The sequence below is a fragment of the Streptomyces sp. NPDC002643 genome, from assembly GCF_053592555.1.
This window is the reverse complement of record NZ_JBSFVY010000008.1, coordinates 142,102-162,675: the sequence shown is the minus strand read 5'-3', so window position 1 is coordinate 162,675 and position 20,574 is coordinate 142,102. Positions and strand designations below refer to the sequence as shown.

The window sequence follows — 20,574 nt, the reverse complement described above, 5'->3', positions numbered from 1 at the left end:
TGGGGGCGCCGTCGTTGTGTCTCTGCGGAGGAACCACCGCTGTGGCTGATGCCCCCGAAGAAGACACCCGGATGCGTTGCGGTGATCATGAACAGCCGTCGCGACGTGCTGCTCCAGCTTCGGGAGGTATCACCCCGGACCCGATCGAAGAGGTCACGGTCGCCGCATACGAGCCCGGCAAGGCCCCACCCCATGTGTTCCTCGGCTCCTGGGACGGTGAGGAGAGCGAACTCGTCGTCGGTGAAGGCCAGGAACTGCGCCTCACTGCCGGGGGGCAGCTGCCTGAAAAGATGCCACCGCACATTCGGCACTACATCCTGCGGCTCTCAGGGTCTGACCACTGATGTGAAGACGCGGTCACCCTCTCGCAACCCCCCTTGTGGCCGACCTCAACCCCCCGCACCCTCAGACGCAACGGCGGCAGAGCCGGCGCCAGCCGCAGCCTTCTTCCGTTCCCGCCGGCTCACCCTAGGCTCCTGATCCGGCAGCCACCCGAACGTCAGCGTGCTGCCCACCGCTCCCAGCAGCAGGCCCACGACGAAACCCCCCATGTTGGAGGTCAGCCATGTGCCCAGGGAGAGCAGGATGCCGAGGATGGAGTAGAACAGGCGCTGTCCGGGGCTGAAGAGGATCAGCAGGCCGCACACCATCATCAGGGACGGCAGCAGATACCCCGCCACGCCCTGCATGCCGATGTGCAGCATGACCGGCAGCGGCGCCTTCATCGTCAACAGGATCTCGCCGCCGCCGAGGAACAGCAGCAGCCCACCCACGAAGGGTCGTTGTCCTCTCCAGTCCCGGAAGCGGTTCATTCGTCGCAGCCCTCGCTCTGGAACCTCATGTGCAGGTCGGGGAGCTTGAAGACGGCGGCGGTGGAGGCGTAGTTGCGCTGGTAGAGGTCGGTGATGGTGACCGTGTCCGCCTGCTGGCCGTAGACACCCGGCGCCCCACGCTCGTTGACCTTGTCGAAGGTGCTGGAGTCACGGCCGATCTCGATGTTGTTGAAGGCCGCGTCGCCCTTGATGTCGTCGGAGTCGATTGTCAGGTCCTTGACGGTCACCGGGGTGCCGTCACCGCCGGCGGTGAGGACCAGCTTGATGCCGCCGAGGTCGACGCTCTGGCACAGCGAGGTGAGCTTGCCGCTCTTGACCACCGAGGTGACGACCAGGACCTGGCCGCCGGTGTCGCCCTCGTTGGGGCTGTTCTCGATCATGTGGTCGAGGGCGCCGAACTGGGCGAAGCCCTGACCCTCCAGCTTGTCCGCGGTGATCACGAACGGCATACCGGAGATGGCGAACTGGACGCCGAGGGCGCCCTGCGCGGTGAGGATCATCAGACCCGCGGCGACCGCCGTGGCCGGCACCGCCATCACGGCGGCCCGCTTCAGGCGGACCCGTCCGCGTCTCCCCGGCGCGGAACCCTCGGGTCTTTCATTGGTGGACGCCGTGGCGTCCGAGGACGAGGCCATGTGTGCTCCCTGGACTTCCAAGTCATTGCAGATATCGCAGATGGGGCTTCAACGGCACGTTGTCCTGGCGCGGACAGCGGTTCGCGACGTGGACGCGGGGGCGCACCTCCCGTGGTGCGACCGGCTTGCTAGCGCTACGTCGCAGTAGCCATGCCGGAAGTTACCCGTGGTTACATTCGAGGGTCAAGGCGCTTGTGGCAAAAGGATGTTGATTGTGCCGCACCTGTGAAACCTTCCAGGAAGTTGAACGTTGCTCACCTTTGGTTTTGATGCCCACAACCCCGCCGTGATCGCTCAACTTCCTTACAACGCCTTGACGTTGGCTCTTTGGCAGGTCTACAACTCTCCCGGGTTTCCCCCAACGGATTCGTGGCGCCGAATCCGACGCGCGGCGCTTGTCACCGTCCCGAGCTCGTGTCCGTCGACATGAGCGGGTGACACACCTGAACGCGCCGCGCGGCCCAACGCAGCACCACCCCTCGCCGCGGTACGGGCACGGCCGCCTTCCCCTCCACTGGGCCGTGCCCGCACCCCGGTCGTCGTCGCTGTCGATCCGTCACGTACGGAGAAGGCGTGTCACGGATCGACAGCGGCTGTTCCGCGCGTTCGACATCGACCGCGTTCCCCCGCGCGAACGATGTCCCTTCGCGCATTCATCACAGCCCGCACCAGCCGAGGGCTGTCACTCACCGCCCTCACTTCCTGAGAAGAGGCACCCCCATGCGTACGCGTTCCCTGATTGCCCTCGCCGCGACCACCGCCGCCTTCATGGTGGCGGCCGTCAGCCCCGCCTCCGCCGCCGACACCGTGCTCACCACCGGCGGCCCGGCCGGTGACGCGGTCGCGGTCGGCGACGTCCTCAACGCCTCGCTCGCCTCGGGTACGGCCGGCACCTTCTACTCCAGCGCCACCGGCACGAGCGGCATCTCCTGCGCCCAGTCGACCTTCAGCGCCACGGTGACCGACAACCCGACCGCGCCCGGTACGGCCACCGAGTCGGTCACGGCCCACACCTTTGGTAGTTGCACCAGCAATGTCCTCGGTGTCACCGGCGTCACCAGCATCACCGTCAACAACCTGCCCTACACCACGACCGTGACCTCCGACGACGTCGTCACGGTCCTGCCCGCGGAGGGCTCGGTCCTGCAGACCACCGTCGTGCTGAGCACCCTGCTGGGCAGCATCAACTGCGTCTACCAGGCGGCCAGCATCACCGGCACGGCCAGCGACACGGACAACAGCATCTCCTTCGCCGCGCAGCCCTTCACCCGGACCTCCGGCTCGTCCCTGTGCTTCAGCACCGGCTACTTCACGGCCAAGTACGCGCCCGTGACGGACGCCAACCAGGGCGGGGCTGCGGTCTACGTCAACTGACCTGAACCACAGGTGAGTTGAGCAATCACAGATGAGTTGGGCGGGGCGGGGCGATCGGCGGCGGCCGATCGGCCCGCCCCGGTCAGTCACCGATACGGGGGCGGCGCCTGCGGACCCGCAGGGAGAGGGCGGTGACCGCGGCGAGCACCAACGCCGTGGCACCGCCCGCGACCAGCGGTACGGAGGCGCCGTCGTCGTCGCCGGAGGACGCCACCGGGTCCCCGTCGATCTCCGCCCCCGACTCGTCGCGTACGCCGGTGGACTCCGACGGGGTCGGCGAAGCGTCCGTGTCCGCGCCCGCCTCCCCGGCCTCCCGGGACTTGCCCGCCCCCTCCGGCTGCCCGGTCTCCTCGGCGCCCCCGGTCCCCTCGTCCTTCTCGTCCTCCTGGCGGCCCTCCAGCGAACTTCCCTCACCGGCACCGGAGTTGCCCGACTCCCCGGTCGGGAACACCACGTCCGAGCACGAGTAGTACGTATCGACGGTGCTCGTGTTCTGCCAGATCGTGTACAGCACATGGCGCCCGGACCGATCGGCGGGCAGCTTCGCCGAAAACGTGTACGACCCGTTCCGCAGCGGTGGGTCGGTGACCGAGGCGAACGGCTTCTCGGGCAGATCGGACCACTTCAGCGGCTTCGTGGGGTCGTATCCCGGCTTGGTGAGGAACAGCTTGAAGGTCCCGGTGTGCGGGATCGTCGACCGGTACGTCAGCTTCAGCGTGGCGCCGGGGGAGAGATCGGTCGAGGGCCAGTCGGTGCGGGCCAGGTCCAGCCCCTTGTAGGGCGCGAGTCCTCCGCTGCACAACTGCCCGTCCGGTACGACCTGTCGGTCCCGCCCGTTCACCCCCGCGACGCGCAGGTTGTCCCACGCGGTGAAGGGCGCGCCGTTCGCCGCGGTCGCCGCCCGGCACGCCGCCGACCCGGCCCGGTCGCCGCCCTCGGGCGAGCACGCCGAGACCCGGCTCACCGGATCGGTGGGTGCGCCGTGCGCCAGGGCCGGGGCGGCGAGCAGCGGAGGCGCGAGGGCGGCGACCGCGGCGGCCATCGCGACGTGCTGGGCGGACAGGCGGTGTGTCCGGTGCATATCCGGTACGTCCGATCCATCGGGGTGCGGGGTGTGGGGTCACCGGTGTCGTACGGGACGCGGCGGCGCGGTGTTCAACGCTTCGGCAAACCCGGCGAAGCGTTACATCCGGCCCGACTCCCGGGCGGGATAGGGGAGTTCCCCAGGGGGTCAAGGGTTTTCCCCGTATCCCCATGACCTGCGCTTTGCCTAGTGTGCTCGCACAGCTGAACCACAGGTAACCCCTGATCGACAGCTCGCGCTCGGCCGGCCCTTCGCGTCACACCCTTTCTGGACCCCCCGCCGCTTCGACGAAGAAGCGATTCGAACAAGCGAATCCGAAGAAGCGATTCATCGCCCGCTCCTCCCCTGACATGAGCAGGCCACGAAAGGCGAAGCCCTTGCGTACCTCCATATCCCGTTCCGCCGGACGGAAGCTCATATCCGTCGCCGCGGTCTCCGTCGCCCTGGTGGCGGGCATGACCTCCTCGGTCGCCGTCGCCCAGACCCCCGCCGCCAAGACCGACACCGCCGTGGCGGGCGCCACCGAGGCCGCCCCCGGCACCGTCGCCGAGCGGCTGATCGTCGGCTACAAGTCCGGTGCCGCCGAGGCCAAGTCGAACTCGGCCGCCGACGCCGACGCCGCCGCCAAGGGCAAGGAGGCCGGGGAGACCCTGGACTTCGAGCGCCGCCTCGGCAGCGGTGCCGCCCTGGTCGACCTGGGCGAGGACCTGACCAAGACGGACGTCGCCGATGTCATCGCCGAGTACCAGGCCGACCCGCAGGTCGCCTATGTCGTACCGGACCGCCTGAACAAGCCGCTGGCCACGCCGAACGACACCGAGTACTCCAAGCAGTGGGACCTCTTCGAGTCCACGGCCGGCATGAACGTGCCGGGCGCCTGGGACAAGGTGACCGGCACCGGGGTGACGGTCGCCGTCATCGACACCGGTTACGTCTCCCACTCGGACCTCGCCGCGAACATCGTCGGCGGCTACGACTTCATCGTCGACACCGCCGTCTCCAACGACGGCAACGGCCGCGACAGCAACCCGGCCGACCCCGGCGACTGGACCGCGGACGACGAGTGCGGTGACGGCTGGACGGCCACCACCTCCTCCTGGCACGGCACCCACGTCGCCGGCACCATCGCCGCCGCCACCAACAACAGCAAGGGCGTCGCCGGTATCGCCTACGGCGCCAAGATCTCCCCGGTGCGCGTGCTCGGCAAGTGCGGCGGCTACGACTCCGACATCATCGACGCGATCACCTGGGCGTCCGGCGGCACCGTCTCCGGTGTGCCCGCCAACACCAATGTCGCCAAGGTCATCAACATGAGCCTCGGTGGCGGCGGCGCCTGCACCTCCGCGACCCAGAGCGCGATCAACGCGGCCGTCAACCGCGGCACCACGGTCGTCGTCGCGGCGGGCAACAGCAACGCCAACGCGGCCGATTACTCGCCGGCCAGCTGCAACAACGTGATCTCGGTGGCGGCGACCAACCGCGCCGGCTCCCGGACCTACTACTCCAACTACGGCTCGGTCGTCGACATCGCCGCACCCGGCGGCGAGACCCGGACCACCACCGCCAACGGCATCCTGTCCACGCTGAACACCGGCACCGCCGGCCCGGGCAGCGAGACGTACAGCTACTACCAGGGCACCAGCATGGCCGCCCCGCACATCGCGGGCCTCGCCGCGCTGCTGGAGTCGGCGGACTCCTCGCTGACCCCGGCCCAGATCGAGTCCGCGATCAAGGCCAACTCGCGTACTCTGCCCGGCACTTGCTCCGGTGGCTGCGGCGCGGGCCTCGCCGACGCGGCCAAGACGGTGCAGGCGGTGACCGGGGGCTCCGACGGGGGCTCCACGGGGGGCACCACCTTCACCAACACCACCGCGGTCTCCATCCCGGACAACGGCTCGGCGATCGAGTCCTCGATCTCCGTCACCGGCCGCACCGGCAACGCGCCCTCGACCCTCCAGGTCGGCGTGGACATCACCCACACCTACCGCGGTGACCTGGTCCTGGACCTGGTGGCCCCCGACGGCTCGACCTACCGTCTGAAGGCCTCCAGCTCCTCGGACTCCGCCGACAACGTGAACACCACGTACACGGTGAACGCCTCCACCGAGACCGCCAACGGCACCTGGAAGCTGCGCGTCCAGGACGTGGCGTCCGCCGACACCGGCCGTCTCAACAGCTGGAAGCTCACCTTCTGAGCCGACGGCCGTACTGACCGCCACCCCCCACTGCCGGCGGCCGATCGATGCGAGCGGGCATCGGTCGGCCGCCGGCGCACGTGTGTCCGGCCGGCGTTAGCGTATGCGTATGTCGATGGAGAACACGGGGAACCCAGAGGGATACGGCCCTGCGGGGTATGGACAGCCGGCCGGGTACGGCCCGAGCGGGCAGGCGCCGCAGGCGGGGTACGGGCAGGGGTATGGCCAAGCGGCGGGCTTCGGTCCGCCTCCCCCCGCCCCGAACACGCCCGTCTGCCCCGGCTGCGGCGCGGCGGGCCCGGCCGTGCGCAGCGTCCCCGACACCTGCGCCGACCCGGAGTCCCGGCGGAGCGGGCTCACCGACCGGTTGCTGAAGTCGCCGGGCGCGCACGCGGCGTCGGACAGTGTCACGCACTTCCTCGAAGGCATGGTGCTGACCGGTATCGGTGTCTATTTCGCGTACAGCGGTGTCCAGAACGACAAACCGGCCTACACGATCGGCGGTTCCCTCCTCGCCGTGGTGCTGTTCATCGGGACGCTCGCGGTGATCCGAGGCGAGCGCCGTGAACGTGATGTGGTCAAAGCGGGCCGGGAACGCGCCGATCGCCTCTGGCGCCCCGCCCACCACTGCTCCTCGTGCGGCTCGGTCTTCTACCCCGGCGGCAGCCCCTGGCCGGGCCCGCTGACGCCGGAGCAGTTCAAGAAGTACGTCTGGACCGAGGCCGGTTACGGCGATCAACTCGACAAGAAGGCCAAGGACGTGGCCCTCCCCCCACAGGCACCCACCGCCCCCGGAGGAACCCACGGCCATGTCTGACACCACGGCACCCGTGATCGACGGCTCGGACCCCGCCTCGTTCCCGCACAGCGTCCTCGCCGAACGCCACCCCGCCCTGATCCACAAGGTCAAGGAGGCGACCCCCTACGGCCCCGAACAGCGCCGTGCCCTGGACCAGTTGCTGAGGAACGCCACCGAGGGCGTGCTGCGACCGCCGGCCGACGATCCCTGGTGGGACACCTGGAACGTACGCCGCCACGCCGGCCGCTCCTGGTTCGACCTCCCCTTCCTCGTGGCCGAGAGCTGCTTCTACCGTCAACTCCTCCACGCGGTCGACTACTTCACCCCCGGCCCCTGGCAGGGCATCGATCCCTTCCGCCCCTTCAAACTGGCCGAACTGGACACCCCCGAGGCGACCGCCGAGCTGACCGCCCTCGACACCCTCGCCGAACAACCCCCGCCCGACCGCCTCAGGTCCCTCCTCCACGGCTCCCTCTGGGGCAACCGGGCCGACCTCGGCTTCCGCATCCAGAAGGACGACGAGAGCGGCGCCGCCGACTCGCCCCTGGTCGCGGACGACAGCGAGGCGCTGCTCTCCCTGCTGTCGGGCGATTCCCGCGCGGACAAGGGCGTCCTCTGCCTGGTCGCCGACAACGCGGGCCGCGAACTGATCCCCGACCTCCTCCTCATCGACCACCTCCTCGCCCACGGCCACTTCGACCGCGCGCTGCTGCACCTGAAGCCGTACCCGTACTTCGTCTCGGACGCGACGACGGCGGACACCCTGGACGCGGTACACCACCTGACGACGGCGAAGACGGAAGCGGGCGAAGCTGGCACCCGCCTCGGCAGGGCCCTCGCCGAAGGCCGGCTGACGCTCCGCGCCCACCCCTTCTCCTGCTCCCCGCTGCCGTATGCGGACATGCCGGACGATCTGCGTGCCGACTTCGCCGGGGCCGACCTCACGGTGCTGAAGGGCGACCTCAACTACCGCCGTCTGGTGGGCGACCGACTCCACCCACCCACCACCCCCTTCACCTCGACCGTGCGGTACTTCCCGGGCCCGGTCGCCGCCCTGCGCACCCTCAAGTCGGACGTCGTCACCGGCCTCACCCCGCAGACCGAAGCCGCCCTGGACGAGGCGGAGGGCCACAGCTGGCGCACCAGCGGAACCCGTGCCCTGATCCAACTCAGGGTCTGAGGACGGGCCGAGCCGTCGTGTGCGCGGTTACGCTCCACCGTCACACGATGGTGTGATCATGTGCCCCCATTCGGATGCGCACGGCGTGCCCCGGGTAGGGCCCGGCCATGACGCAGCCGTTCGAACTCCCGCACTTCTACATGCCGTATCCGGCCCGCCTGAACCCCCATCTGGAAGAGGCCAGGGCCCACTCCACCCAATGGGCCTCGGACATGGGCATGTTGGAGGGCTCCGGTGTCTGGGACCAGGCGGACCTGGAGGCACATGACTACGGCCTGCTGTGCGCGTACACCCACCCCGACTGCGACGGCCCGGCGCTCTCCCTGATCACCGACTGGTACGTCTGGGTCTTCTTCTTCGACGACCACTTCCTCGAACTGTTCAAGCGCACCCAGGACCGCGCCGGCGGCAAGGCCCACCTGGACCGCCTCCCCCTTTTCATGCCTCTCGACCTGTCGACCCCCGTTCCGGAACCGCGGAACCCGGTGGAGGCGGGCCTCGCCGATCTCTGGGCGCGTACCGTGCCGTCGATGTCGCTGGACTGGCGCCGCCGTTTCTCCGTGGCGACGGAGCATCTGCTGAACGAGTCGATGTGGGAGCTGTCCAACATCAACGAGGGGAGGATCGCCAACCCGGTCGAGTACATCGAGATGCGCAGGAAGGTCGGCGGCGCCCCCTGGTCGGCCGGTCTCGTGGAGTACGCGACGGCCGAGGTGCCCGCCTCCGTCGCCGAGTCCCGCCCGCTGCGCGTCCTCATGGAGACCTTCTCCGACGCCGTCCATCTGCGCAACGACCTGTTCTCGTACCAGCGGGAGGTCGAGGACGAGGGGGAGAACAGCAACGGCGTACTGGTGCTGGAGACGTTCTTCGACTGCGGTACGCAGCAGGCCGCCGAGACGGTCAACGACATCCTCACCTCCCGGCTCCACCAGTTCGAGCACACGGCGCTCACCGAGGTCCCGGCGGTCGCGCTGGAGAACGGCCTCACCCCGGCCGAGATCGCGGCCGTCGCGGCGTACACGAAGGGACTGCAGGACTGGCAGTCCGGGGGCCATGAGTGGCACATGCGGTCGAGCCGCTATATGAACAAGGGCGCCGCGGGCGCGCGCGGCCCGCTCGACTTCGGCGGCGCGATCCTCTCCGGCCCGGCGCTCCTCGCCCAGGGCGGCATCGGTACGTCCGCCGGCGACATGGGCGCCCTCCTCGCCTCCGCCGCCGCGGAACGGCTGCGGGCCCACACCCATGTGCCGTACCAGAAGGTCGGACCGTCCCTGCTGCCCGACTTCCACATGCCGTTCAAGGTGGAGCTCTGCCCGCACCTGGACGCCTCCCGCCCCCGCCTCACCGCCTGGATGCACCGCATGGGCATGCTGAGCGAAGGCGTCTGGGACGAGGAGAAGCTCGCCGCCTATGACCTCCCGCTCTGCTCCGCCGGTCTCGACCCCGACGCCACCCCCGAGGCCCTCGACCTCAGCGCCCACTGGCTGGCCTGGGGCACCTACGGCGACGACTACTACCCCCTCGTCTTCGGCCAGCGCCGCGACGTGGCCGCCGCCCGACTGACCACGGCACGCCTCTCCGCGTGCATGCCGATCGAGGGGGAGGAGGTCCCCGCCCCGGTCAACGGCATGGAGCGGGGACTGATCGACCTATGGGCGCGTACGACGGCCACCATGACCCCCGACCAGCGGCGCACCTTCAAGGCATCGGTCGACACGATGACCGAGAGCTGGGTGTGGGAGGTGGCGAACCAGCTCCACCACCGCGTCCCCGACCCCATCGACTATCTGGAGATGCGCCGCTCCACCTTCGGCTCCGACCTCACCCTGAGCCTGTGCCGCATGGGCCACGGCCCGCAGATCCCGCCCGAGGTCTACCGCACCGGCCCGGTCCGCTCCCTGGAGAACGCGGCGATCGACTACGCCTGCCTCCTCAACGACGTCTTCTCCTACCAGAAGGAGATCGAGTACGAGGGCGAGGTCCACAACGCGATCCTCGTCGTGCAGAACTTCTTCGGCTGCGACTACCCGACCGCGCTCGGCGTCGTCCACGATCTGATGACCCAGCGCATGAAGCAGTTCGAGCATGTCGTCGCCCATGAACTGCCCGTCGTCTACGACGACTTCGAGCTGTCGGACGAGGCCCGCGCCATCATGGCCGGCTATGTGACCGACCTGGAGAACTGGCTGTCCGGCATCCTCAACTGGCATCAGCGGGTCGACCGCTACAAGCCCGACTTCCTGGCCCGCCGGGCCCACGGCTTCCTCCCCGACCGCCCCCCGGCCCTGCCCCTCCGCTTCACCCCCGCGCCCTGCGCTCCCGCTGTTCCCTTCGCACCGGCTCACGTCGGCTGACACGCGGCCCGGGGCGGTTCACACACCAGTTGTGCGCGGGCCGCCCCGAAGTGCCTACGCCGCCACCCTGAAGTGGCTCGTCAGCCGGCCCTCACCGTCCAGCACATGGAAGGCGAGCCCGGGCGGTGCCTCACGGTCCGCGACCTGCTCGCCCTCCCAGGGCAGCCGCAGGGTCCAGGTCACCCCCGGCCCCACGACGAGCGGCCGCTCGGCGAAGACGGTCGCGGCCGGGGTGTGCGCGTGCCCGGTGACGAGCCCCGCGATCTCCGGCCGCCGCCGCAACAGCCGGGCCAGCGCGGCCGGCCGGCCCAGCCGGTACTTGTCCGGCAGAGGATGGTGCAGGGCGACCGGCGGATGGTGGAAGGCGAGCAGCGCGGGCCGGTCGCCGTCGAGGTCGTCGAGGGTCTCCTCGATCCAGGCGTACGTCTGCGCGTCCAGCTCGCCCTCGTCCCGCCCCGGAACGCTGGAGTCGCACATCAGCACCGCCCCGCCCTCGAAGACCCGCACGCTGTTGACCGGGGCGTCGGAGGCGGGCTCCCCCAGCAGCGCCTTGCGGTAGGCCGGCCGGCTGTCGTGGTTGCCGGGACAGGTGAGCACCGGGAACGGAGCGTCGCCGTCACGCAGACCGAGGAGGCGCGCGGCCTCCTCGTACTCGTCCTCCGCGCCATGGTCCGCGATGTCCCCGGTCACCAGCAGCGCGTCCACCCGCCCCGGCAGCGCCCACAGCAGATCCCGTACGCGTTCGGCCCGCCGGGTCGCCCGTTCGGTCCCGTCCAGATGCAGATCGCTGATGTGCGCGAGTACGAGCATCGCCGCACGCCTCCCCTTGGCCCGCTTGCCGGTATGCCTGAGTCATTAATGGAACGACCGTATCTAAGCATTAGCTTTAATGGATGGGCAATCCACAGCCGTTAGTCTGAGGGTGGGGCGCGGCGGCGCGCGGGAGCGGATGCGTCCACGACGGTTGACGGTGGAGCGCAATCGGGTCGCGTGGGCTGCGGCGGAGGGGCAGGATGCTCCCCGTAGCCCCAGGGAACTCCGAGCACGCGGAGGCATGGATGACGGCGCCCTTCACCACCGACGACTACCGGGCCCGGATGCGGCGGGCGGCACGGGCAGCGGCGGAGGCGGGCCTCGACGGGCTGCTGGTGGCACCCGGCCCGGACCTGGTGTGGCTGACCGGCCACCGGCCCCCGGAGACCGAACGGCTCACCCTGCTGGTGCTGCGCGAGGGCGGTGACCCCGTGCTGGTCGTGCCCGCCCTGGAGGCCCCGGACGCCGCCGAGGCACCCGGCGGCCCCGCGCTGACCCTGCGGGACTGGACGGACGCCGAGGACCCGTACGGGGCGGCCGTCTCCGTCCTCGGCCCACGCGGCCGGTTCGGCGTCAGCGACAACACCTGGGCCCTGCATCTGCTGGCCCTGCAGCGGCGGCTGCCGGACACGGCGTACGTCGGGATCGGCGAGAGCCTGCCGATGCTGCGGGCCGTCAAGGACACCGCCGAACTGGAGCGGATGGCCGCCGCGGGCGCCGCCGCCGACGCCGCGTACGAGCAGATCCGCGAGGTCCGCTTCGCAGGGCGCCCGGAGTCCGACATCGCCGCCGATCTCGCCGCGCTGCTGCGCGGCTCCGGCCACTCCCAGGTCGACTTCACCATCGTCGCCTCCGGGCCCAACGGCGCCAACCCGCACCACGAGGCCGGCGACCGGATCGTCCGGCGCGGCGACATGGTCGTCCTCGACTTCGGCGGCCTCAAGGACGGCTACGGCTCCGACACCTCCCGCACCGTCCACGTCGGCGAACCGGACCCCGAGGAGCGCGAGGTCCACGACCTCGTACGGGCCGCGCAGGAGGCCGGGTTCCGCGCGGTACGGCCGGGCGCCGCCTGCCAGGACGTCGACCGGGCCGCCCGAGCCGTCATCACCGAGGCCGGCTACGGCGACCGGTTCATCCACCGCACCGGCCACGGCATCGGCGTCACCACCCACGAACCGCCGTACATGGTCGAGGGCGAGGAACGCCCCCTGGTCCCCGGCATGTGCTTCTCCGTCGAACCCGGCGTCTATCTGCCCGGCCGCTTCGGGGTGCGCATCGAGGACATCGTGACGGTGACCGAGGACGGCGGCCGACGCCTCAACAACACTCCGCGCGAGATGGCGATAGTGGACTGAGGAGTGGACCGACCACCACCAGGAGCCCCCGAACTCGAACAACCCTCCGGACGACGGCGCGACCATGACCCAGGCACCGACCCCCACCGCGGACACCGTCCGCCGACTTGTGCGTTCCTTGATGAAGTCCGGCGACGGAGGCCCCGGTGGCGGTGAGGGCCCGGAGGTGCGGCCCGTGGGCGGGGAGGGCGGGGCGGACACCTGGTGGGTCGGCAACCGGCATGTGCTGCGCCTCGCCCCCGACCACCCGGCGACCGTACGGCAGCGGCGCGAACTGCGGCTGCGCGACCTGGTCCGGCCGCATGTCGGCGTCGCCGTCCCGGTGAGCGTCGCGCACGGCGAGTGGTCCGGCGGACTCGTCTGCACGCTCGACACCAGGATTCCCGGGAGCACCGCGCCGACCCACCATGTCTCCGCGCTGGGCGAGGCGGATCTGGCGGGCCTCCTCGCCGGGCTGCGCGAGGTGCCGCTACGACAGGCCGAGGCGCTCGGTGTGCCCCGGCTCGCGTCGCGGTCGCTGGAGGCGCTGCGAGCCACCGCCGGGCGCGCTGCGCGCGGCTTCGCCGACGCGGACGAGTTCGACGCGACGCGGCTGGGGCAGCTGACGTCCGCGAACGTGGCCCAACTGGCCGCTTCGGCCGCCGTGTTGGTCCATCACGATCTGCGGGGCGAGCACCTTGTGGTGAGTGCCGACGGCCGGGTGCGGGGTGTTCTGGGCTGGGCCCAGGCGGTCGTCGGTGACCCGGCGGAGGACATCGCGGCCCTGGCCGCCGCGATCGGCTCCCCGGCGGCGGTACGCTCCGCCACGCTCGCCGGGTATGGGCCGCGGCCCTGTCTGCGGGGGTTGTGGCTGGCCCGCTGCGACACGGTTGTCGCTCTCGCGGAGGCGGTGAAGAGCGGGGGCGCCGCCCGCCTGCCTGCCCTGCGGGAGCGGTTGAGACGCGCGTGGGACGCGATCCTGCTGGAGCGGGTGACGGATTTGCGGGGGGAGGATTGAGGGCGCGCCCAGTAGCTCGGGGGTGTGCGTAGTAGGGCGACTGCGGGTTGTGTGTGGCTGATCGCGCAGTTCCCCGCGCCCCTTACGGGGCGCGACCCCGCTTACTCGCTCACGTAGCTGCGGGCAATCGTGCCGCTGGGGCGGCACCCATCCCAAAGAGAGCGGCACCCTGTCAGCGCTGGTAAGCGAAACCCACCCCCGCCCAGCCCAAGCCCCGGGCGCCCTCATACCCCCGTCAGCACCACGCACCCCTCCCCGTCCAGCCTCAACACCCCGTCCGACCCAGGTGGTTCGACCGGCTCCCAGGCCGCCAGCACCCTCGCCCCCGGCACCCCCAGAGGGATCTCGGCGGGCTCCCGGCCCAGATTCACCGCCACCCGTACATCCCCCCGCCGGAAGGCGACCCAGCGGCCGCTCTCGTCGTAGGCGGCCTTGACGTCGGAGAGGTCGGGATCGGAGAGGTCGGGCAGGGCCCGGCGCAGGGCGATGAGTTCGCGGTACCAGGCGAGGACCCGGGCGTGCGGTGAGCGGCTGGGCTCGGACCAGTCGAGGCAGGACCGCTCACGGGTGGCGGGGTCCTGCGGGTCCGGCACGTCCTCCTCGGCCCAGCCGTGCGCCGCGAACTCCCGCCGCCGCCCCCGCCGCACCGCCTCGGCCAGCTCCGGATCGGTGTGGTCCGTGAAGAACTGCCAGGGGGTGCCCGCCGCCCACTCCTCGCCCATGAAGAGCATGGGAGTGAACGGGCCCGTCAGCATCAGGGTGGCCGCACATGCCAGCAGACCGGGGGAGAGGGTCGCCGACAGGCGGTCGCCCTGGGCGCGGTTGCCCACCTGGTCGTGGGTCTGGGTGTAGCCCAGCAGCCGGTGCGCGGAGACCCGCGTACGGTCCAGGGGGCGGCCATGGCGGCGCCCCCGGAACGACGAGTACGTACCGTCGTGGAAGAAGCCGCCGGTCAAGGTCTTCGCCAGGCCCGCGAGCCCGGCCCGCGCGAAGTCCTCGTAGTAGCCCCGCGACTCACCGGTCAGCGTGGTGTGCAGGGTGTGGTGGAAGTCGTCGTTCCACTGGGCGTGCAGCCCGAGACCGCCCCGGTCGCGGGAGGTGACGAGCCGGGGGTCGTTGAGATCGGACTCGGCGATGAGGAAGAGCGGCCGCCCCACCTCGGCGGCGAGCCCGTCCACGGCCGTGGACAGCTCCTCCAGGAAGTGGACGGCACGGGTGTCCCGCAGCGCGTGCACCGCGTCCAGACGCAGCCCGTCGAGCCGGTACTCCCGCAGCCAGGCCAGCGCGCTGCCGATGAAGTACGCCCGCACCTCGTCCGAACCGGGCGCGTCCAGGTTCACGGCGGCGCCCCAGGGCGTGTGGTGGCGTTCGGTGAAGTAGGGGCCGAAGACCGGGAGGTAGTTGCCGGAGGGGCCGAGGTGGTTGTGGACCACGTCGAGGACGACGCCGAGGCCCCGCTCGTGCGCCGCGTCCACGAACCGCTTCAGGGCCTCGGGGCCGCCGTACGGCTCGTGCACGGCCCACGGGGAGACCCCCTCGTAGCCCCAGCCGTGTGTCCCGGGGAACGGGCACACCGGCATCAACTGGACGTGGCTGACGCCCAGTTCGACGAGATGAGCGAGCCGCTCGGCCGCCGCGTCCAGGGTGCCCCCGGGCGTGTACGTGCCCACGTGCAACTCGTACAGCACGGCGCCCGGCAGCCCGCGCCCCGCCCACGGTGTCCGCCACGCGTACCGCCCGTGGTCGACGACCGCGCTCAGCCCGTCCGGGCCGTCCGGCTGGCGGCGCGAGCGCGGATCGGGCAGCACGGGACCGTCGTCCACCGCGAACCCGTAGCGCGTCCCGTCCTGCGCCTCCGCCTCGGCCGTCCACCAGTCCTCCCGCTCCGGATCGCGCTCCATGGCCCGCGCGACACCCGCGCAGTGGAGCGTCATACGGTCGGCCTGCGGTGCCCACACCTCGAACTGCACGGAAGGTTCTCCCTCGGCTGCCGGGGGTCGTCAGGAGTCACTCCGCCCATCGTGCGCCAGCCGAGATCAATTCGCCCTCGGAACACGGCTTTTGCCGCACGTACGGCGCACTGTGCACCCGAGTGTCCGCAGATGGTCACCGTTTACGCGTTTTCTGGACACCCCGCGCCCACTGACCGACAATCACCTGCGTGACGTCGTCTTTCGAGTTCCACACGTACCCCGCGCGGCTGTCGGACGCGGAGCGCGACCGCGCGCTGAGGGCGCTCCGTGACGGCGTCGCCCTGGGCCGGCTCTCCCACGACACGTTCATCCGCCGGATGGAGCTGGCGCTGACCGCCCGCCGCTCCGACGAACTCGCCGTGCTCATCGCCGATCTGCCCGCCGAGAAGCGCTGGTCCCGACTGGTGCTCGGCACGGTCGGCGCGATCTCCGGCTTCGGGGTGAAGCTCCGCCGCGCCTGGCAGGCCGAGCGGCTGCCCAAGCTCCAGCTGCCGCACCCGGCGAGCGGCCACGCCCTGCGCATCGGCCGCGATCCGGCGAACGGCCTCCGACTCAGCCACGAGACGGTCTCCCGTGTCCACGCCGAGCTGAGCAGACAGGGCGGCATGTGGATTCTGCGCGACCTCGGCTCCACCAACGGCACCACCGTCAACGGCCGCCGCGTCATCGGCGCGGCCGTCGTCCGCGACGGCGACCAGGTGAGTTTCGGCCGTATGGCGTTCCGCCTCTCCTCCGAATGAACCATCGAACACCCCCACCGCAAAGCTCTGGCCTGGGAATGACCCAGCGAGTTTGTCAACTGCCCTTTCATTCAAAGGTGTTGACGTGGCTTCTCGGCCATGACTGACTGTGCGTACACCAGGCACATCAGGTGAACCGACGGCATCACACAGGGGAGGTGTGCCCTGCCGCCACTTCTCCGCTACCCGACCGTGGACGAGCTGTCCGCACGCGCCGCGACACTCGTCGCCCGACATCCGCACCGCGCCCGACTGCGTCGGGTGGGCACCTCACGGGCAGGCACCCCGATGTGGCTGCTGTCCATAGGCCACGGCAGTCGCCACGCCCTGATCGTCGCCGGCCCGCACGCCAACGAACCCGTGGGCGGCGCCACCGTCCTCCGCCTCGCCCAACAGACCCTGGCCGACCCCCGGTTCACCGACGACGCCGACACCACCTGGAACCTGCTGCTCTGTCTCGACCCCGACGGCTCCCGCCGCAACGAGGGCTGGCTGTCCGGCCCGTACACCCTCGGCCACTACTTCCGGCACTTCTTCCGCCCCGGCTTCCTCGAACAACCCGAGTGGCTCCCCGACGGCGCCGCCAAAGCCGTCCTCCCGGAGACCCGCGCCCTGCTCGCCCTCCAGGACGAGCTGCGCCCCTTCTTCCAGTGCTCCCTGCACGGCGTCGACGTCGGCGGCGGCTTCGTCGAACTCACCCGTGAACTGCCCGCCCTCGCCCAGCGGATGGCCACCATCGCCGCCCGACTCGGCATACCCCGCGAACTCGGCCCGTACGACACCCTGTACTGGCCCCGCCTCGGCCCCGCCGTCTACCGCATCCCGCCCCCGCGCCGGGGCGACCTCGCCGCCGCGCTCACCGAGGCCGCCGTCGAGTCCACCTGGTACCACCCGCACCGCTACGGCACGGTCACCGCCGTAGTCGAGGCACCCATGTGGGGAGTGAGCGCGGTGGAGGACGGCTCCCCGAGCCCCGACCCCGAGGCCGTACTGCGCACGGTCAGCCGCGCCCTCCGCCACGACACCCGGCTCCTCGAAGACATCCTCGCCCGGATACGCCCCCATGTGAGCGACGCCCCCGACGCGGCCCGCCTCCTCGCCCCGGTCGACGACTATTTACTGGTCGGCCCCGGTCTCGCCGACTCCTGGGACCCCGACGTCCACGACGGCGCCGCCCGCCCCCTGCCCCCGCTCGACACCGCCCGCCTCACCACCCTCGGCATCTCCGGCCGCCGTGTCGCTCTGCGCACCGCCGGCCTCCTCCACCAGCTCATCACCCGCTCCGGGCACGACCCCGCGGGCGCGCTGCCCGAACTGGACCACCTCATGGACACCTGGTGCGCCGACTACCGCGACGGCTACCGCGCCCGCTGGATACCGGTCCTCCACCAGGCCCAGTACCAGTCCCGCGTGGTCCTCGCCGCGTTCGAGCTGGCCGCCGAGCGGGACAGCGGGGAGAGAGGCGTCAGCGATTCCGGCGCCGAACCCCATGCGGTTGAGCCGCCATGGAGTTCGGAGCCCGCCGTGCCGATGCACCGGGATTGACCTCTCCCCCAGCCGAAGCAGGGGATTCTTCCCTCACGGGTTGACCTTTCTGCTTCACAGCCCGCAGCCACCCGGGGTTACCGGCGAAAGGACGGTGTGCCGCCCATGGTCTTACGCAAGCTCCACAGACCTGACTTCCCGCCAGCCCGGCGGTAGACCCCGACGGCTTGGTTTTCGCCACCCGAGCGCGACAGCCGTACAAGCCGCTTACTCCACTGCCAAACCTGCCGGTCAGAGCACGGTCTTTCGCCCTGGAGGCGAAACCCCGCTCCCCTCACGGCTGCCCGGCGTCGATCCTCTCCAGCAGCGCGACCGGCAGCTCCGCGAAAAGCTCCGCCAACCGCACCCGCCCGCCGAACTCCCGCTGCCCGCCCAGCACTTCAGCCCATCGCCCGGCGGGCAGCTCCACCTCGGTGTCCCCCCAGCCGCCCGCCTCCGCGAGCCGCAGCGACAACCGCGTGACCGCCGTGATCACCTCACCCGACCGTACGAACGCCACACAGTGCGCGGCCCGTTCCCCCTCGGCCGTCAGCGGGACGTACGTCGCCGTGTCCCCGAAGACCTCCGGCCGCCGCCGACGCAGCCGCAACGCCGCCACCGTGAGCCGGAACTTCGCCGACGCCGAGTCCTGAGGTGCGAAGGGCCGTCGATTGTCCGGGTCCACCAGCGCCCGGTACTCGTCCTCCGTTCCCTGATAGACATCCGGAACCCCCGGCATGGTCAGCTGGACCAGGGCCGCACCCAGCACATTCGCCCGCACATGGGGCTCCAGCTCCCCCCGCAGCCCTTCCGACACCCGGGTGTCCACCGCCGGCCCCCGGGCGACGAAGTCGGCCACGGCCCGCTCGTACGCCGGGTTCTGCTCGGTCCAGGAGGTGTGCAGCCCGGCCTCCCGGACATGCTTGAGCAGGGCCCCCTGGAGTCGTTCCTCGTCCGCGGGGCCGAGCCCGAACGCCGTCTGCCAGGCCGCCCACGCCAGCTGCGGATCGGGCACCCCGGCCCCGTCCCGGGTCACCTCGGCCAGCACATCGGCCCACCGCTCAGGACACTCACCGAGCACGGCGATCGCCGCCCGCACATCCGCGCTGCGCTTGGTGTCATGCGTCGACAGGACCGTTCCCGCCACCGGCCAGTTCCGCTGCAGCCGCGCACAGTACGCGTGGAAGCCGGCGGGTGTCACGGCCGGCTGCCCGGGGTTCCCGCCCACCTCGTTCGCGGACAGCAACGGCACATACCGGTAGAACGCCGTGTCCTCCACCGACTTGGCCCTGAGCGCCGACGACGTCTGAGCGAACCGCACCCGGAACTCGACCTGCTCCGGCCCGTCCCCGTACCGCCCCAGCACCAGATCCCGCACCACATCCACCGCCCGCGCCTCCTCGGGCACCGCGAACGCCGTACGCGCCTCGGCCGAGGCGGCCTCGGTGACGACGAGCGAGGCGTCCTGGGAGGCGTACGGCCGATACACCTCCATCCGTACGAGCAGCTCGCACAGCGCGGTACGCAGCGCCCAGGGCGCGCGGTCGCGCAAAGCCAGCTCGGGGGAGCGCGCGCACAGCCGATGTGCCACCCGGACGAGCCGTTCCACCTCGGTGGCCAGTTCGTGCGAGAGCACCCGATGGGCGGCCCGTCGCACGGTCGACTCCCAGTGCCCGCCCCGGTCCGACCGCGCGGCGGCGAACCGCCGGTACTGCCCGAGCAGTTCCCCGGCCCCGGCGGGGTCCACGAACACCCCGTCCACCTGCCGCAGCGCGTCGTACCCGGTGGTCCCCGCGACCGGCCACCCCGCGGGAAGCGCCTCCCCGTCCGCGAGGATCTTCTCGACGACGGTCCACCGCCCCCCACTGCCCTCGTACAGCCGCCGCAGATACGCGTCCGGATCGGCGAGCCCGTCGGGATGGTCGACCCGCAGCCCGTCGATCACCCCCTCCTCCAGCAGCCGAAGCACCTTCGCATGCGTCGCCTCGAACACCTCCGGCTCCTCCACCCGCACCCCGATCAACTCGGAAATGCTGAAGAACCGCCGATAGTTCACCTCGGTACGCGCCAGCCGCCACCACGCGAGCCGATACCACTGGGCATCCAGCAGCTGAGGCAACGGCAGCTTCTCGGTGCCCTCCCGCAGGGGAAAGGTGTGGTCGTAGTACCGCAGCTCCTTCCCGTCGACGACGAACTGATCGGCCTCCTGCCCCACCGGCCCACCCAACACAGGCAGCAGCACCCGCCCACCGTGCACGTCCCAGTCGATGTCGAACCACCGCGCGTACGCCGACTCGGGCCCGTCCCTCAGCACCCCCCACAGCGCCCGGTTGTAGCGGGGAGCCATGGCCATGTGATTGGGCACGATGTCGAGGATGAGCCCGAGCCCGTGTTCCCGAGCGGTCCGGGACAGCGCCCGAAGCCCTTCCTCACCGCCGAGTTCCGCCCGCACCCGCCCGTGATCGACGACGTCATAGCCGTGCGCCGACCCGGGCACGGCCTCCAGGACAGGGGAGAGGTGGAGGTGGGAAACCCCGAGGGAGGCGATGTAGGGGACGGCGGCGGAGGCGGCGGAAAAGGGAAAGCCGGGCTGAAGCTGAAGCCGATAGGTGGAGGAGGGCACAACAGGCGTCATGCAGACCTACGTACCCGCCTCACTGCGCTTGGAGCGCCCTGACACGCAAGGGCACGCAGTCTTTAGGGGCGCGGGGCTGT

16 protein-coding genes are annotated in these 20,574 nt (G+C 70.9%); 10 read left to right on the top strand and 6 right to left on the bottom strand.

The features are described 5' to 3' along the window. The first annotated feature begins 41 nt into the window (after positions 1 to 41). Entirely contained in the window at positions 42 to 344 is a 303-nt protein-coding gene (locus ACWD4G_RS14660) for a hypothetical protein (RefSeq protein WP_451293126.1), read from the top strand. A 45-nt stretch (positions 345 to 389) separates the two neighbouring features. Here ACWD4G_RS14660 and ACWD4G_RS14655 read toward each other — a convergent pair whose 3' ends face one another. Together ACWD4G_RS14655 and ACWD4G_RS14650 are read right to left on the bottom strand one after the other, a co-directional pair. Then, a complete protein-coding gene (locus ACWD4G_RS14655) occupies positions 390 to 812 on the bottom strand; it encodes a DUF6114 domain-containing protein (protein WP_451293124.1) in 423 nt (140 codons plus the stop codon). Next, a complete protein-coding gene (locus ACWD4G_RS14650; protein WP_451293122.1) occupies positions 809 to 1,468 on the bottom strand; it encodes a DUF6230 family protein in 660 nt (219 codons plus the stop codon). Before ACWD4G_RS14650 ends, ACWD4G_RS14655 begins: the two co-directional genes overlap by 4 nt. Before the next feature lie 720 nt (positions 1,469 to 2,188). Here ACWD4G_RS14650 and ACWD4G_RS14645 point away from each other — a divergent pair. Further along, positions 2,189 to 2,842: a Tat pathway signal sequence domain protein gene (locus tag ACWD4G_RS14645; RefSeq protein WP_451293120.1), complete on the top strand. Its 654-nt coding sequence runs from the start codon at positions 2,189 to 2,191 to the stop codon at positions 2,840 to 2,842. A gap of 82 nt (positions 2,843 to 2,924) precedes the next feature. Here the strand turns inward: ACWD4G_RS14645 and ACWD4G_RS14640 are convergent, their stop codons facing one another. Then, a complete protein-coding gene (locus ACWD4G_RS14640) occupies positions 2,925 to 3,923 on the bottom strand; it encodes a lytic polysaccharide monooxygenase auxiliary activity family 9 protein (protein ID WP_451293118.1) in 999 nt (332 codons plus the stop codon). Between the two features lie 380 nt (positions 3,924 to 4,303). Here ACWD4G_RS14640 and ACWD4G_RS14635 point away from each other — a divergent pair, with 380 nt between their 5' ends. From ACWD4G_RS14635 to cyc2, 4 genes are all read left to right on the top strand, one after another. Next, on the top strand, positions 4,304 to 6,121 hold the full coding sequence (locus ACWD4G_RS14635; protein WP_451293116.1) for a S8 family peptidase: 1,818 nt from the start codon (positions 4,304 to 4,306) through the stop codon (positions 6,119 to 6,121). A gap of 304 nt (positions 6,122 to 6,425) precedes the next feature. After that, complete coding sequence (locus ACWD4G_RS14630) at positions 6,426 to 6,938, top strand: hypothetical protein (protein WP_451293114.1); 513 nt, start codon at positions 6,426 to 6,428, stop codon at positions 6,936 to 6,938. Continuing rightward, complete coding sequence (locus ACWD4G_RS14625; protein ID WP_451293112.1) at positions 6,931 to 8,100, top strand: damage-control phosphatase ARMT1 family protein; 1,170 nt, start codon at positions 6,931 to 6,933, stop codon at positions 8,098 to 8,100. Before ACWD4G_RS14630 ends, ACWD4G_RS14625 begins: the two co-directional genes overlap by 8 nt. A 107-nt stretch (positions 8,101 to 8,207) precedes the next feature. Beyond that, a complete protein-coding gene (gene cyc2 / locus ACWD4G_RS14620) occupies positions 8,208 to 10,454 on the top strand; it encodes a germacradienol/geosmin synthase Cyc2 (protein ID WP_451293110.1) in 2,247 nt (748 codons plus the stop codon). 54 nt (positions 10,455 to 10,508) lie between these two features. On the opposite strand, the gene ACWD4G_RS14615 is transcribed toward cyc2, so the two are convergent. Next, the gene (locus ACWD4G_RS14615; protein ID WP_451293108.1) at positions 10,509 to 11,264 is read right to left on the bottom strand and encodes a metallophosphoesterase; all 756 of its coding nucleotides are present in this window, start codon (positions 11,262 to 11,264) and stop codon (positions 10,509 to 10,511) included. 248 nt (positions 11,265 to 11,512) lie between these two features. On the opposite strand from ACWD4G_RS14615, the gene ACWD4G_RS14610 reads away from it, so the two are divergent. Beyond that, the gene (locus tag ACWD4G_RS14610; RefSeq protein WP_451293106.1) at positions 11,513 to 12,625 is read left to right on the top strand and encodes a M24 family metallopeptidase; all 1,113 of its coding nucleotides are present in this window, start codon (positions 11,513 to 11,515) and stop codon (positions 12,623 to 12,625) included. Between the two features lie 64 nt (positions 12,626 to 12,689). Further along, positions 12,690 to 13,622 carry an aminoglycoside phosphotransferase family protein gene (locus ACWD4G_RS14605; RefSeq protein ID WP_451293104.1) on the top strand — a complete coding sequence of 311 codons (933 nt, stop codon included), beginning with the start codon at positions 12,690 to 12,692 and terminating at the stop codon, positions 13,620 to 13,622. Between the two features lie 224 nt (positions 13,623 to 13,846). On the opposite strand, the gene treZ is transcribed toward ACWD4G_RS14605, so the two are convergent. After that, positions 13,847 to 15,592, bottom strand: coding sequence for a malto-oligosyltrehalose trehalohydrolase (gene treZ, locus ACWD4G_RS14600; RefSeq protein ID WP_451293102.1), 1,746 nt, complete (start codon positions 15,590 to 15,592; stop codon positions 13,847 to 13,849). Between the two features lie 191 nt (positions 15,593 to 15,783). Between treZ and ACWD4G_RS14595 the strand changes: the two genes are divergently transcribed. Beyond that, a complete protein-coding gene (locus ACWD4G_RS14595; protein WP_451293100.1) occupies positions 15,784 to 16,335 on the top strand; it encodes an FHA domain-containing protein in 552 nt (183 codons plus the stop codon). Positions 16,336 to 16,527: 192 nt separating this feature from the next. Next, entirely contained in the window at positions 16,528 to 17,880 is a 1,353-nt protein-coding gene (locus ACWD4G_RS14590) for a M14 family zinc carboxypeptidase (protein WP_451293098.1), read from the top strand. Positions 17,881 to 18,154: 274 nt separating this feature from the next. Here the strand turns inward: ACWD4G_RS14590 and treY are convergent, their stop codons facing one another. Next, positions 18,155 to 20,494 (bottom strand): malto-oligosyltrehalose synthase, encoded by a 2,340-nt coding sequence (gene treY / locus ACWD4G_RS14585; RefSeq protein WP_451293096.1) that lies wholly within the window; start codon positions 20,492 to 20,494, stop codon positions 18,155 to 18,157. Between the last annotated feature and the right edge of the window lie 80 nt (positions 20,495 to 20,574).

Excerpts from the sequence above, each read along its gene's own strand:
- ACWD4G_RS14655 (WP_451293124.1), bottom strand. The coding sequence starts at position 812 with ATGAACCGCTTCCGGGACTGGAGAGGACAACGACCCTTCGTGGGTGGG.
- ACWD4G_RS14650 (WP_451293122.1), bottom strand. The coding sequence starts at position 1,468 with ATGGCCTCGTCCTCGGACGCCACGGCGTCCACCAATGAAAGACCCGAG.
- ACWD4G_RS14645 (WP_451293120.1), top strand. The coding sequence starts at position 2,189 with ATGCGTACGCGTTCCCTGATTGCCCTCGCCGCGACCACCGCCGCCTTC.
- ACWD4G_RS14640 (WP_451293118.1), bottom strand. The coding sequence starts at position 3,923 with ATGCACCGGACACACCGCCTGTCCGCCCAGCACGTCGCGATGGCCGCC.
- ACWD4G_RS14625 (WP_451293112.1), top strand. The coding sequence starts at position 6,931 with ATGTCTGACACCACGGCACCCGTGATCGACGGCTCGGACCCCGCCTCG.
- cyc2 (WP_451293110.1), top strand. The coding sequence starts at position 8,208 with ATGACGCAGCCGTTCGAACTCCCGCACTTCTACATGCCGTATCCGGCC.
- ACWD4G_RS14615 (WP_451293108.1), bottom strand. The coding sequence starts at position 11,264 with ATGCTCGTACTCGCGCACATCAGCGATCTGCATCTGGACGGGACCGAA.
- ACWD4G_RS14610 (WP_451293106.1), top strand. The coding sequence starts at position 11,513 with ATGACGGCGCCCTTCACCACCGACGACTACCGGGCCCGGATGCGGCGG.
- ACWD4G_RS14605 (WP_451293104.1), top strand. The coding sequence starts at position 12,690 with ATGACCCAGGCACCGACCCCCACCGCGGACACCGTCCGCCGACTTGTG.
- treY (WP_451293096.1), bottom strand. The coding sequence starts at position 20,494 with ATGACGCCTGTTGTGCCCTCCTCCACCTATCGGCTTCAGCTTCAGCCC.